The sequence below is a fragment of the Nostoc sp. genome (assembly GCF_036917775.1).
Classification (GTDB): Bacteria; Cyanobacteriota; Cyanobacteriia; order Cyanobacteriales; family Nostocaceae; genus Nostoc.
This window is the reverse complement of the sequence record NZ_JBALEQ010000027.1, coordinates 77,507-91,829: the sequence shown is the minus strand read 5'-3', so window position 1 is coordinate 91,829 and position 14,323 is coordinate 77,507. Positions and strand designations below refer to the sequence as shown.

The 14,323-nt window shown below is 43.9% G+C and carries 10 protein-coding genes and 1 tRNA gene; 3 read left to right on the top strand and 8 right to left on the bottom strand.

The window, feature by feature from the left end:
• Positions 1–157 precede the first annotated feature (157 nt).
• The gene (locus V7K69_RS05275; RefSeq protein WP_335032028.1) at positions 158–3,331 is read right to left on the bottom strand and encodes an ELWxxDGT repeat protein; all 3,174 of its coding nucleotides are present in this window, start codon (positions 3,329–3,331) and stop codon (positions 158–160) included.
• Between the two features lie 728 nt (positions 3,332–4,059).
• Positions 4,060–5,022: a protochlorophyllide reductase gene (locus V7K69_RS05270; protein WP_335032026.1), complete on the bottom strand. Its 963-nt coding sequence runs from the start codon at positions 5,020–5,022 to the stop codon at positions 4,060–4,062.
• A 256-nt stretch (positions 5,023–5,278) separates the two neighbouring features.
• On the opposite strand from V7K69_RS05270, the gene V7K69_RS05265 reads away from it, so the two are divergent.
• Both V7K69_RS05265 and V7K69_RS05260 read left to right on the top strand, forming a co-directional pair.
• Positions 5,279–5,908, top strand: a complete 630-nt coding sequence (locus V7K69_RS05265; RefSeq protein ID WP_335032024.1) for a T4SS efffector SepA family protein — start codon at positions 5,279–5,281, stop codon at positions 5,906–5,908.
• Between the two features lie 153 nt (positions 5,909–6,061).
• Positions 6,062–6,262 carry a DUF6887 family protein gene (locus V7K69_RS05260; protein WP_012409295.1) on the top strand — a complete coding sequence of 67 codons (201 nt, stop codon included), beginning with the start codon at positions 6,062–6,064 and terminating at the stop codon, positions 6,260–6,262.
• Between the two features lie 81 nt (positions 6,263–6,343).
• On the opposite strand, the gene V7K69_RS05255 is transcribed toward V7K69_RS05260, so the two are convergent.
• Positions 6,344–8,071, bottom strand: coding sequence for a succinate dehydrogenase/fumarate reductase flavoprotein subunit (locus tag V7K69_RS05255; protein WP_335032020.1), 1,728 nt, complete (start codon positions 8,069–8,071; stop codon positions 6,344–6,346).
• A gap of 176 nt (positions 8,072–8,247) precedes the next feature.
• Complete coding sequence (locus V7K69_RS05250) at positions 8,248–8,565, bottom strand: hypothetical protein (RefSeq protein ID WP_012409297.1); 318 nt, start codon at positions 8,563–8,565, stop codon at positions 8,248–8,250.
• 456 nt (positions 8,566–9,021) lie between these two features.
• Here V7K69_RS05250 and V7K69_RS05245 point away from each other — a divergent pair, with 456 nt between their 5' ends.
• Positions 9,022–9,867, top strand: coding sequence for a hypothetical protein (locus V7K69_RS05245; RefSeq protein WP_335032018.1), 846 nt, complete (start codon positions 9,022–9,024; stop codon positions 9,865–9,867).
• 67 nt (positions 9,868–9,934) lie between these two features.
• On the opposite strand, the gene V7K69_RS05240 is transcribed toward V7K69_RS05245, so the two are convergent.
• The 4 genes from V7K69_RS05240 to pds form a co-directional block, all read right to left on the bottom strand.
• Positions 9,935–11,254, bottom strand: coding sequence for an ABC transporter substrate-binding protein (locus V7K69_RS05240; protein WP_335032016.1), 1,320 nt, complete (start codon positions 11,252–11,254; stop codon positions 9,935–9,937).
• Positions 11,255–11,437: 183 nt separating this feature from the next.
• Positions 11,438–11,529: transfer RNA gene (locus V7K69_RS05235), tRNA-Ser, on the bottom strand.
• Positions 11,530–11,655: 126 nt separating this feature from the next.
• A complete protein-coding gene (gene crtB / locus V7K69_RS05230) occupies positions 11,656–12,588 on the bottom strand; it encodes a 15-cis-phytoene synthase CrtB (RefSeq protein WP_012409300.1) in 933 nt (310 codons plus the stop codon).
• A complete protein-coding gene (gene pds / locus V7K69_RS05225; RefSeq protein WP_335032014.1) occupies positions 12,572–14,011 on the bottom strand; it encodes a 15-cis-phytoene desaturase in 1,440 nt (479 codons plus the stop codon). Before pds ends, crtB begins: the two co-directional genes overlap by 17 nt.
• Positions 14,012–14,323: the final 312 nt, after the last annotated feature.

Sequence of the window (14,323 nt, the reverse complement as noted above, 5' to 3'; positions counted from 1 at the left end):
TGGGGTTAGGTCTGTATTACACACAACTGATAACCGCTATAGTTTAGGGACTTCCAACAAATAAATTACCCAATTTATTCAGATAAGATTTTTCTTTTCCTCCTGTCAGTGTTATTTCTCGTCCGGCTAATATTAAGTGTAAATTGGCGCTTTAAAACTACTGATGCACGGAGAAAGATGGAGCGATTATACCCGACTGTGTTACCCAGCATTCTTGACTTGCCAGACTACTAGTCCCAAATTGGAATAAGCTCGGATCAAGTATTATATCCTGAGATTGCCCCAGTCCAAATTCTGCTTTGGAAACTAAGACAGTATCATCTCCAACAGTAAAATCAGTGATGATATCATAGCCTCCAGTCAGGGGATAAGTCAGCTTGAAACTATCTTGACCACTTGCACCGATGAGTACATCGTTTGGGGTATCGTTAATATCATTGACTACGATTGCGATCGCTTCCTCGTAGAATAAACCGCCCTGATCTGTAGTGCGTAAACGGATGTTGTAGCTATTCTTGGTTTCGTAGTCGGGTGAGACGTTAATTTGTAACTCGTTACCTACAATTGTGAAGACGCTGTTATCGGTGCTGTCTATACCTGAAACTAAAGTGTAAGTGTGGGTGTCGTCTGAATCAGCGTCAGTGGTGCTAAAGTTGCCAATTACTGTGTTGGCAGGAACATTCTCGTCAATACTAGTGGTACTTAGGCTCAGGTCACTGGGAGTATTGTTCAGGTCAAGCTGAAAAAGTTCTTGCCCAGTGTTCCCATTGTCTGCAAAAAAGTAGAGCTTGCCATTAATGTAAGTGAGGTTGTTAGGGTAAGAGCTACTTGTGCCAGAGAACATATCCTTGACGCAGACGGTACCAGCCTCAGTGCCATCACTCTTCCACAGTTCAGTTCCCCCACTGCTGTCGGAGGCACTGAAGTACAGTGTACCGTTGACATTGGTCAGATTTTGCGGATTTGAGCTACCAATACCAGAGAAGATATCCTTGACGCAGACAGTACCAGCCTCAGTGCCATCGCTCTTCCACAGTTCATTGCCCCCACTCCTGTCAGTACCTCTGAAGTACAGTGTACCGTTGACATTGGTCAGATTTTGCGGATTTGAGCTACCAATACCAGAGAAAATATCCTTGACGCAAACAGTACCAGCTTCAGTGCCATCACTCTTCCATAGTTCATTGTCTCCACTGCTATCGATAGCACTGAAGTACAGCGTGCCATTGACATTGGTCAGATTTTGCGGATTTGAGCTACCCGTACCAAAGACAATATCCTTGACGCGGACAGTACCAGATTCCGTACCATCACTCTTCCACAGTTCATTGCCGCCATTATTGTCGGTTGCAACGAAGTACAACGTGCCATTAATATTGGTCAGATTTTGCGCGTAAGAGCTACCCGTACCAGAGAAGATATCCTTAACGCGGACAGTACCAGATTCTGTACCATCACTCTTCCACAGTTCCCGGCCTCCACTGCTGTCGGTAGCACTAAAGTACAGTGTGCCGTTGACATTGGTCAGATTTTGCGGAGTTGAGCTACCAGTACCAGTGACAATATCCTTGACGCGGACAGTACCAGATTCCGTACCATCACTCTTCCATAGTTCTCGACCCCCACTGCTGTCGGTGGCAACGAAGTACAGCGTGCCGTTGATATTTGTTAGAAAATTAGGGTCAGAGCCACCCGTACCAGAGAAGATATCCTTGACGCGGACAGTACCAACTTCGGTGCCATCACTTTTCCATAGTTCATTGCCTCCAGTGCTGTCGGAGGCACTAAAGTACAGCGTGTCATTGACATTTGTCAAATTTTGCGGATTAGAGCTACCCGTACCAGAGAAGATATCCTTGACGCGGACAGTACCAACTTCGGTGCCATCACTTTTCCATAATTCATTGCCTCCACTGCCGTCGGTGGCTCTAAAGTACAGCGTGTCATTGACATTTGTCAGAAAATACGGTTCAGAAGAGACTGTGGCAGTATTAATATCTTTAACGCGGACAGTACCAGATTCTGTACCATCACTCTTCCACAGTTCACTACCTTCACTGCTGTTAGTAGCTCTGAAATAGAGCGTACCGTTGACATTGGTCAGAGAGTTAGGATAGGAGCTAATACTGCCAGAGAAGATATCTTTGACGCGGACAGTACCAGATTCTGTACCATCACTCTTCCATAGTTCATTGCCGCCATTGCCGTCAGTAGCACTGAAATACAGCGTACCGTCGACATTGGTCAGAGAGTTAGGATAGGAGCTACCCGTACCAGAGAAAATATCTTTGACGCGGACAGTACCAGCTTCAGTACCATCACTTTTCCACAGTTCAGTTCCTCCACTGCTGTCGATAGCACTAAAGTACAGTGTGCCGTTGACATTGGTCAGATTTTGCGCGTAAGAGCTACCAGTACCAGAGAAAATATCCTTGACGCAAACAGTACCAGCCTCAGTACCATCACTCTTCCACAGTTCAGTTCCCCCACTACTGTCGGTGGCACTGAAGTACAGTGTACCGTTGACATTGGTCAGATTTTGTGGATTTGAGCTACCCGTACCAGAGAAGATATCCTTGACGCGGACAGTACCAGCCTCAGTGCCATCACTCTTCCATAGTTCATAGCCACCACTGCTGTCGATGGTCCTGAAGTACAATGTGCCGTTGACATTAGTCAGATTTTGCGGATTTGAGCTACTAATACCAGAGAAGATATCCTTGACGCGAACAGTACCAGATTCTGTACCATCACTCTTCCATAGTTCATAGCCACCACTGCTATCAGCGGCACTGAAGTAAAGTGTACCGTTGACATTGGTCAGATTTTGCGCGTAAGAGCTACCAGTACCAGAGAAAATATCCTTGACGCGAACAGTACCAGATTCCGTACCATCGCTTTTCCACAGTTCACAGCCACCACTGCTATCAGTAGCACTGAAGTAAAGTGTGCCGTTGATATTGGTCAAATTTTGCGGAATTGAGCTACCAGTACCAGAGAAAATATCCTTGACGCGAACAGTACCAGATTCCGTACCATCACTTTTCCATAGTTCAGAGCCACCACTGCTGTCGATGGCTCTAAAGTAAAGTATGCCGTTGACATTGGTCAGATTTTGCGGAGTTGAGCTACCCGTACCAGAGAAAATATCCTTAACAATAACGGTATCAGCTTCGGTGCCATCACTTTTCCACAGTTCATAGCCACCACTGCTGTCAATGGCAACGAAGTAGAGCGTGCCATTGACATTGGTCAAATTTTGCGGATTAGAGGAAACTCCACCAGTATTTATATCTTTGACGAGGCTAATCGATGCTTCTTGTGCTGCCATAACCGTTTTTCCTTAAACCTTTGGATAAAAATCACAAGCGAAATCAGGGGTTAGTTGATGATCCTGTTTCTTGCTTGCAAATATGCGATCGCCGAATGCCTTAGCTTCGCTTTTTTACAATTAAACAGCCTCAGTAATGATGTTGAATTTTATCAACAAAGAACTTAGAACTCAGGAGCGTTAATTAACAAGAAGGTTAAGCAACTAGCAAATAAATCAAAGGGTTTAAGATTCTCTACTTTAGTGGTCTTCAATGGCAGTACTGAATCCTCGTATTAATTGATTCTGAATTCTTTCTTTAACTTTCTTTATATAAAGATATAAAGCCAATCTATTAGGGGCGCAAATCTACCAGCCTTTAGTAGGGAATATTTTTTGACTGGAAATCCTAATCTAGGAAGCATTGTGATATGGCTATTCTCTAAAATTCTATATGCAATAGAGACAAATTAACGCGATCGCAATTCTTAATCACCCTATGGATAAATGCACTTTTCGCCAATTCATAACTAATTATATAATTAATCTTCTTTACTTTTACTGAAGATTATGTTCAGAGTTATAGCTTACACAAAAAAGTGGCAATTGAACAAAGTTATTAATTAATTCAAAGGTGATTATTAAGTCACCTTAAGCATTTTTAGCTTGGACATAATGCTCATTTATTCAAAAAAGTGGATTGATAAATAGATAAATTATGTCCAAGGTTAAAGCCAAATTCTATCCCATCAAGCCAGTCCGACCAACTTAGCACTTAGTTGCCATAAGCGATCGCCTTTATCGTCATCGCGGGCTTGAGGAGAAACCTTTTGAACAAAGGATTTACCATCTTCTTTCTGGCGATTTCCCCAACTCCAATACACACCGGATTGATTGTACTCAGGATCGGCAACCACTGCCGCAACTCTTTCTCCCGCCAACTCCTGAGACACATATCCCTTAGTGATGTACTTCTGGAATAATGGGAAGATTTTCTGAAATAGGGGATAGTGGTTTCTAAATAGTGGCGTTTCTGCAACACATCCCGGGTAGAGAGAGTTGAAGACGATACCAGTTGATTCGTGATAGCGCTGATGCAGTTCCCGCATCGTCAGCACGTTACAAACCTTGCTGTCTTTATAAGCTTTAACTGGTTCAAATTTCTTGCCATCAATCATTGAGATTGGCTCTTTAAACCCTTCTGCAAAGCCCTGCAAATCGCCCAAGTCTGGACGCGGCGGAATCTTCCCACCCAGTTCGTCTGGATTGTGGGTGACAGTTCCCAAAATTACGAGCCTTGGCTCTGAAGATGACTTCTTTAGATCCTCTAGCATCAGGTTGCACAAAAGGAAATGTCCCAGGTGATTTGTGGTGACAGTTAACTCATAACCTTCTGGACTGCGTAAAGGCTCCTTTATTAAGGGCATATAAATTGCGGCGTTGCACACCAAAGCATCTAGGGAGTTTCCGCTTGCTCGAAAGTTATTCACAAATTGCCGAACGCTTTCTAAAGAGCCAAGATCGATATGCATGATAGTGTAGCTGCCCTGATGCGGGATTCCCACAGATTGGGCTGCAAGTTGAGCTTTGGCTACATCCCTACAGGCCATCACTACGTACCATCCCCTTTCAGCAAGAGCTTTGGCAGCGTACAAACCAACCCCTGAAGAGGCACCTGTGATTATAACCGTTGACTTCCTATCCTGTACCATTGCTATTCAGACTCTGTTAATCACCTTTTTCTCTCTTCAGGATTTTACATCACTGAGTCACCACCTCTGTTATGCTTGGCGATCGCTTCTCACTCAGTTCGATTGAGTTTCTCTAAGAGAAACAGATTAGAAAGTAACTGACAAACGAATATCGCTGTATCCGATTGTTTCTGTGTTGGCATGAGGTTATGTGGCGGGTGCGGTTATATATATGTGTTACATTTATATAAATAGAGTGTACATACAAGCATATATTATGATGCCAGTTATCAGAATACCTGATCCCATTTATAAAAGGCTCCAAGCTCTGGCTGTGCCTTTCGAGGATACACCCATCACTGTTATTGAGAAGTTATTGAATGAATATGAGGCACGTTACCAGCCTCAGCAAGATTCTGAAACCGAACTTTATACAGTTATTGAACCTGATGCTGTAATCAATTTGCGCCATACTAGAGTGCTGCGAGCCGTAATTGATGGTCAGGAAATTCATCAACCGAACTGGAACAAAATCCTTGATACAGCGCATGAACTTGCTATTGTACAAGGACTTTCTTCTGTAGAGGATTTGATCAAACTAACTCTATCTCATGTCGTTCAGGGTGAAAAAATTAGCTCTGGTTTTCACTATTTGCCAAAGGTAAACATTTCGATACAAGGTGTAGATTCAAATCTAGCGTGGCGTAACACTTTGCACTTAATGAAGAATTTGAAAATGCCAATTGAAATATACTTCGAGTGGCGTGACAAAGAGGGAGCAGCATATCCCGGTGAGAAAGGTAATCTCAGTTGGAATCCTGAATACAGCGATTCTTCCTTTGCAAGCTTTGTAGAGTCGATTCAGTCTATTACTCGATCCCTAGATTCATATATCAACCCTGCTTGATGCAAGGGTTTTAATGTCATGAAACTGTTCTAGCCGACTCATATCATGGGATTAAGATGAAAGATCATTATATACATATACATATATATAGATATATAGTAGATGGACAAAATGAAGAAATAGAGCTAGAAATTACATCAGATGGTAAGAACTATGAATCAGGTAAACTATACAGCAATGAGCGACCAAGAGCTAAAGAGTTACTTTCTCACCCACAAGGATGATAAGGAAGCCTTTTATGCTTACATGGATAGACGAAAATCTCGTCATCGTGATGCTGCAATACAATTAAATGATCCAGCTTGGGAAGAAAAGATAATAGCTGTGATTCAGAAACAATTAGGTTCCGATTGATAAATTAATCATTTCATATTTTTAATCGAGGTGGACAAAATCTTGTAGTCACCTCGATTTTCCATATAAATTTACTTTTTCCTAATACTTCCGCTCTTTTGGCTCAAACATAGTAATCGCCACCGGACGATATTGAATGTCAATTCCGGCTGGTGAATAGTAAGCCATTGTGTGTTTTAGAAAGTTAGCATCATCTCGCTCAGAATAATCTTCGCGGAAGTGTGCGCCACGACTTTCTTGGCGATTTAGGGCTGATGCCAAAATAGTCTGTCCCACTATCATCAAACTTCGCAATTCCAAAGCTTCCACAAGTTCTGTATTCCAGCAACAACCTTTATCATCTAAATAAATTTGCGGATATCGCTGTTGTATTTCTTCTAGTTTGTGCAACCCTTCACTCATTAATGCCTCTGTGCGGAAAACGCCACAGTACTCAGTCATGCAATCCTGGAAGGCTTGACGAACTTGGTTAATGCGATACTCTCCTGGTTGTTCTAGCAAAGATTGGATTTCTTGCTGGGCTTGAGTTACATAGCGTTGTTCATCTACAGAGGGCAGCTTCCGTTTTTGGACAAATTTGGCGATCGCAGCCCCAGTTCTCTTGCCATAAACGACACATTCCAACAGAGAGTTACTACCAAGGCGATTTGCACCATGTACGGAAACACAAGATGTCTCGCCAGCCGCAAAGAAAGCATCAACTAAGCCATCACCACTACTGCGGACTTGCCCATCAGTGTTAACTGGAATACCACCCATACAATAGTGAATTGTCGGGCGGACTGGCATCGGTTGAGTTACCGCGTCAACGCCCACTAAACGATGCGCTTCTTCCCAACAGAATGGGACGCGACTCATAATTTTTTCTTTACCCAAATGGCGTAAATCCAAATAGACAAAGGGACCACCAGCGCTACCGTCGAGATGAATACCACGACCGGCGCGAATTTCATAAGCGATCGCGCGTGAGGTAATATCACGAGGAGCCAATTCCATACGGCTGGGTGCATAATTCGCCATAAAGCGATCGCCTTCACTATTAATCAAATACGCCCCTTCACCCCGTACCGCTTCTGAAATCAGCACCCCTACGGGATATAAACCAGTGGGATGAAATTGCACAAATTCCATATCTTCGAGGGGCAAACCTGCGATCGCAGTCATTGCTAAACCATCACCTGAAGAAGCGTAATCATTAGAGGTAGTATTATAAACGCGACCATAGCCCCCAGTGGCAAACATCACCGCCTTGGCTCGCACCACCTCTATATGTCCATCCAAAAGATGGAACATCACCACACCTTTGGCCTCATTCTCTTCCAAAATGAGACGCATTACATACCATTCTTCATAAACTTGCACCCCATAACGCCGCAAATTGTTAACCAATTCGTGCAAAATCGCGTGACCGGTCTTATCGGCAGCATAACAAGTGCGGTTGTGGGAATGTCCGCCAAAAGCTCGTTGGGCAATGCGACCATCGGGTAAGCGAGAGAACAAAACGCCTAGATGTTCCAAATCAATTACCACATCTGGCGCTTCTTGGGTGAGAATTGCCACAGCATCTTGGTCTGCCAAATAATCAGAACCCTTGACAGTATCAAAAGCATGTGCTTCCCAACTATCTTGGGAATCAACATTTTTTAGCGACGCAGCCATACCACCTTGAGCCGCTACCGAATGGGAGCGAATTGGGTGGGTTTTCGCAACCACAGCAATATTTAAACTAGGGTCAGTACGGGCAATTTCCACCGCCGCACGACATCCCGCCAATCCACCCCCAACAATAATTACATCGTGTTCCAGCATAATTAGCCCCCTGATTGCAAAGCACTGCTGTTCTATTGTAGAGATGTGATTAATCAGGCAGTGCATTGCTGCGATCGCCGTGGCATCTCTACAAAAAAATTCCCTGCCTATAGACAGGGATGTTATTACAAATTTTTAAATTAAAAGTGAAGAGTTAGGTCTTCATTCTTAACTCTTTAGCTAGCTGCTTGCACAGGTTGTTGCTGAGACACATTACCTGGTATGGGTTCCATTTTAGTTCCCGGCCCTACAGGACTAACTTCAATATGATTTAACAAGGTCGTGACAAACGCAAACAACAAGAAAGGTAGCGATAGCAGAACGACCAAACCCGCAGTTGCTAAAGCGTACACAGGACGCTTGGCACCCATCAGCGCCAAGGCAGATGCCAAACTTAGGGTAATTGTAATTAACCAAACAATTATTTGACCGTAGATATCACCAAAAGTCAGCGTACAGACAAACCGATACTTTTGAATATTATTTCCGCTCATCACATTTGCCTCAAGTCTCTCCTATATAGGTTCTACGTTAGAACCATGTTTGCTTTGTAGACAATTTCTAAATATTTTTGCAAACTTCGTAACATTGCTTCACAATTTGCTTTTTTCGTTACAAACTGCAATTCATAGTCCTGGATGGCGTAAATAGAACAAGCATACTCGACGGAAAGCCCTTTTCCTGTAGTCATAACTGCCTAGAATTCTCCCCTTCCCTTGTACACACAATTCCTAAAAACCTAGTTTTTTAGGGTGTGTTATGCGGTAGGTTAACGCACCATCTCAGCTTTGCGATGCGCTAGCACTATAGATAAATCCAGAGATAAATTCGGCAGCATCAGGAAGTAAAATCCGATTTTTTGGTGTTAAATTTTGAGTATTGCCCGGATTTGTTGAGTTAAATCAACAAAAACCTTTATTTTTCATGGCAATGTTGTTTTAGGAGTGAACGTGAATACTATTTTTCTTCGTAAAGGTGTTTTTTGGTTGCCAGGTATAGCTGCTCTTGTAGTTCTGAGTAGCGGCTTATCTGCAAGTGCCCAAACAGTAGACAAGGTAAGCAATCAGGCATTAACTGACTCTTCTGCAACCGTAGCGTCTCCCAATGAGTTTAGTACAGAACTAGCCACTGTAAGCCAAAATCTCTCTACAGAGACAACTGAAACATTTACAGCCACAAATTTAGCTGAGGTACAGCAGAGCCAGAACCCTGTAATACAGGAAAATGGCAGTGCAACGTCTACACCAGTTCCAGGCACAGTGGCAACCTCATCTGCGAGCCTCGCCTCTGAGTTTGTACAACCGACTTCTCAAACGACTGCTCAACCATCTGCTACCAAAGTGGCACAATCGGATATTGATTTAGGCAGAACAACCCGTGGTGGCAGTAGCTATATTGGCGTTGCTGCTAACATTGGTTTGAGTGGAGATGGTAGCTCGTCTTTGGGCGATGGTAACTTTGCAGTAGTTAGTAAAGTCGGACTGACAAATTCTATATCGGTACGTCCTTCAGCCGTATTTGGCGACAACACGACAATTTTGCTTCCGATCACCTACGATTTTACCTTCAAATCAGCAGATGCTTTTAGCGAACCGTTAGCGATCGCACCTTACGTTGGAGTAGGTGCAGCTTACAAAACTGGTGATGATTCGCAATTTGCCTTTTTGGTATCTGGTGGCATTGATGTGCCTCTAACTCCTCAATTCACAGCAACAGCCTCTGTCAATGCAGGATTTTTCGATCAAACTGATGTTGGCTTATTGTTAGGAGTTGGTTACAACTTCACTGGGTTATAAGAGTTATGAGTTAGGAGTTAAGAGTTAATATTTCATTCATAACTCTTAACTCCTAATTCCTGACTTTCTACTTAGGGGTAACTTTGTCAATTACCTTGATTTTACCATCGTCTCCTACTGTCCAAACGTCGTATACACCAACGACATCGCCGTTAGCATCAACATCTACGTTGCCGCTAGCTCCTTGATAGTTAATCTTTTTACCATCTTTCAGTAACTTCAGTCCCTCGCAGACATCAGTAACTTCTGTGCCAGGGCCATCAGCGACTTCACGAATTTTGCCGGCTATTCCAACGCCTGTATTTTCTTTAGCCGCTTGTGCTGCCAATGTCAATAAAGCAGCCGCATCCCAAGCTTGAGGGGCGTATTCCCCTGGTTCATTACCCTTTTTATCCTTCCACAGTTTGTTGAAAGCTTCTAGTGCTTTACCATCGGAACCGGGTACTGTACCGATCGCTCCAGTTAAAATATATTTATCACCATCTTTGCCAACTTGTTCTGGGAAAGTAGGTGATTTCACTCCATCTGTCAGCAAAATTTGTACTCCCTTTGTCACACCTTGCTGATAGGCGGCTTTCAGGAACAGACTACCCGTTTCAGCGTACAGTACAGCTAGGACTGCATCTGGTTTACCAGCAAAAGCAGCAGCCGCTTCTGTATCAAATGTCTGTGCTTTCGGGTCGTAACGAACAGGCTTATCCTTATTAACTATAGTTCCACCCAATTTTTCAAAAGTTTGTACAAATGCTTTTTCAAAGCCAACACCATAGTCGTTATTAATCACAACTGTAGAAACTCGCTTGAAACCTTTTTTTCTGGCAAGTTGGGCTAATGCTAGTGCTTGGTAGGTATCAGGGGGAGCAGTACGCGCCCAAAAGCCTTTGTAGTCGCCTTTTTGGGCTTTTTCAGTAAAGACAGGACTGGTACTACCTGGGGAAACCAGCATAACTTTATTCGGCGTGGCAATGGAAACTGCGGCACTAGAGACGCTACTGGCAAAGGAACCAACTACACCTGCTACTTTATCTAAAGTTGCTAGTTTGGTCATACCAGCTGCACCCGCTCTGGGATCGGTTTGGTCGTCTACTTGCACCAAGGTAACTGGTTCGCCATTCACCCCACCGCAGGCGTTGACGGTATCCACAAGTAAAGGGACAGAACCTAGCATCTGTTGTCCGACAGAAGCCAAGTCGCCTGTTGTCGGTAACAGAGAACCAATTTTTAACCCTTTATCACTGCTTGTTGTAGTTGAGTTTGCTGCTGGGGTCGCACTACTTCCTGTGGTAGCTGTACCATTGGGGGTACTACTATCACCACAAGCCCCAACTAGGAATCCTGTTGCTATGGCAGCTAGACTCAAGGTTAAGGCGGCACTAATTTTTCTCATAAATCACTTTCACTCCTCAAATATTTAGGAGCCTAAAATTAAGATTCAAACTAAGTTTGTAAGTTAGTTGGATCTTATCAAGACTCCAAAGGATAAATCATATCATCCATCTTTGGGAGTAGAAATGTTTACGCCTATATTTAGTTTACACAGAAGATTTTCTGTGTATTAAAACCTGGAAAACGGAGAGGGAGGGATTCGAACCCTCGGTACGGAGTTGCCTGCCGTACAACAGATTAGCAATCTGCCGCTTTCGACCACTCAGCCACCTCTCCTGACTCACGAATATCAATGTTACCAGACTTGCTAGTAAGAGTCAATAGTCATTTGTCGTTTGTCATTGGTTATTAGTCATTTATAAAAGACTAAGGACTAGGGACTAGGGACAAATGACTAATTTTTTAAAGAACTTGCGATCGCATCCAAGCTAAGGGCAAGGTGCGTAACTTTTTCCACTGGGGAACGAAAGCCCGCCGACTGAACACATCGTAATCGTTGCGTTCAATCACCTCCAAAATCTGACCGTACAGCATTGATGCTGCCCATACAGGCCAACGGGCATCGGATGCTAGATAAGTTATTCCCTGGTTTGAGGTGGTATAGAATTGGCGGGCCCGTTCAATTTGAAAGCGCATCAGCGCCCGCCAGCGATCATCTACCACACCTTTGAAGAAGTCTTGCTCGGTGTAGTTGAATTTTTCCAAGTCCTCAAGGGGAATGTAGATTCGCCCCCGTTTGGCATCTTCTCCCACATCCCGCAGGATGTTGGTGAGTTGATTGGCAATTCCCAGAGCGATCGCTTCTTCTGTGGGAAGATATGGTTGTTTGTTCTGATGCCACGGAGCGGTGTATAGGGTGCTATCTACACCCATGACTTCTGTTGACATTAAGCCAACAGTGCCAGCAACGCGGTAACAGTAGAGGTATAAATCCTCAAAGGTTTCATAACGACTGCGATATAAGTCCATACGCTGACCGGCAATCATATCCCGAAAGGGCTGAATGTCCATCGGAAAGCGCTGGAGGGTATCAACTAAAGCGACATCGTAATTTTCTAATGGTCGTCCCGCAAAAATCGATTCCAGCTGCTGTTCCCATAGGTCTAGGGTTTCTGGCGTGGTAATAGCAGATGCGGGCCCATCCACTAATTCATCTGTACGGCGACACCAAGCGTAAATTGACCAAATAGATTGACGTTTTACCGGACTCATGAGCAAAGTACCCAGGTAAAAAGTCTTGGCATACTTTGCTGTGAGATGTCGGCAAAGTTTGTATGACTCGTCTACAGAGACCAGCGTTTTCATGCGCGGGGGGGAATCAGGCAGTTGCAGCATTCGTTGCGGGCGGTCGGGTGAGCGTTTGCAGGTTTGAGGAATTTGCTACCGGGAGAGCCTCAGAAATTGCCTGCGCTGTCAGCTTACCAGAAAGTACGGCACCTTCCATACTGCCTAAGTAGCGTTGCATGGTATAACTTCCGGCGAGATAGAAGTTGGCAATGGGCGTAACTTGTGCGGGACGGTACTGTTGACGACCAGGGGTCGCTTTGTAAACTGAACGCGGCGTTTTCACCACATGAGATTTTAGCAATGTTGCTGGATTGTCTCCCCCAAAGTGGTCGGGGAAAAGTTTTTCCAATTCAGCAAGTGTTGCAGCCACAATCTCCTCATCGGATTTGGCAATCCAATCTTTTGCCGGAGCTAGAACTAATTCCAGCATTGAGCGATTGGGGTTGGCGTATTCACGGCAGGTATTGCTCATATCAGCATAAACGCTTAGGAGGGGCGATCGCGAAAAAAGTAGGTGATCAATTTCTGTAAGTTTCCGGTCAAACCACAGATGGAGGTTAATCACTGGTACTCCTTCTAAACCTTCTAGCTTTTGAAAAAACTCCATCAGCTTCCAAGGTTTAGGCAACATGACCTTTAAAGGATCAACTGAAATGGCAGATACATACGAATCAGCTGTAATAACTTCATCTTCTGCCCCATTTAACCCTCGAATCAAGTATCCTTTCACCGTGCCATCGGTGTTGAGCAAAATTTCTTTCAAGGGGGCATTTAGCCGTACTTCTCCACCGCGTTCTGTGATGTAATCTACAATCGGGCTACATAGACGTTCTGTGGGAGAACCATCTAAAAATGCAATCTTGGAGCCATATCGTTCTTGCAGAAAACGATTTAGTGCAGTTAAGAGAATCGTTGCGGAAACTTCATCAGGATTGATAAAGGTGAGTGCTTTACACGCGGCGATAAAAACGTCACTAGTTACCCGCTCATCAACACCTTGCCTTTTCAACCACTCTAAGAAGCTATATTTGTCCATCTCTTCGACATACTTCTGACCCCGAACCACTGCGGGAAGTAGGCCAACGGCAAATCGAATCTTCTGCTCCCAAGTCAACATATCTTTGTTGCGAAGAATCGATGCTATGACGTTGAAAGGAGATGGAATATCTGGAACATCAAAACGTGAGAGTGTTCCAGGCTTGTCTGGTTGATTAAAAATCAGTGTATGCTCTTTCCACTGGAGTCTATCTTCAATGCCCAACTCCTTGAGCAATTGGAGCATATTAGGATATGCCCCAAAGAAGGCGTGTAACCCGGTTTCGTACCAGTCGCCGTCAGAGTCTTTCCACGCCGCAACCAGACCACCCAGTACGTCCCGGCTTTCCAAGACAATGGGAGTATGACCTGCGTCCGTGAGATATTTCGCGCAGGAAAGTCCTGCTAGACCAGCACCCGCGATCGCTACTCGCATTTAACCCTAATGCCCTTCAATATTTCTTAACGGTTTTATCGTTCTCATTATACGTTGCAATCTGTTACATTTGGCGGTTATTGTGCGATCGCTTCCCCAAAAAACTTTGATCAAAGGGAATTTTACCTACCCACAACTGCCCAACAAAATTACTAATACCATTGTTGGTAATAGGTTTTAGCAAGTATTTTATCTAAAATTTAGGTGCAGAAAATTTAGCAAGATAAAAGTAATTCCTTTGACAGAAAATAGGTAATCTCAAAAGTAGTTGATTTCTTTGAGAATCCGTGCATCTAAATCTGAGAAAATATT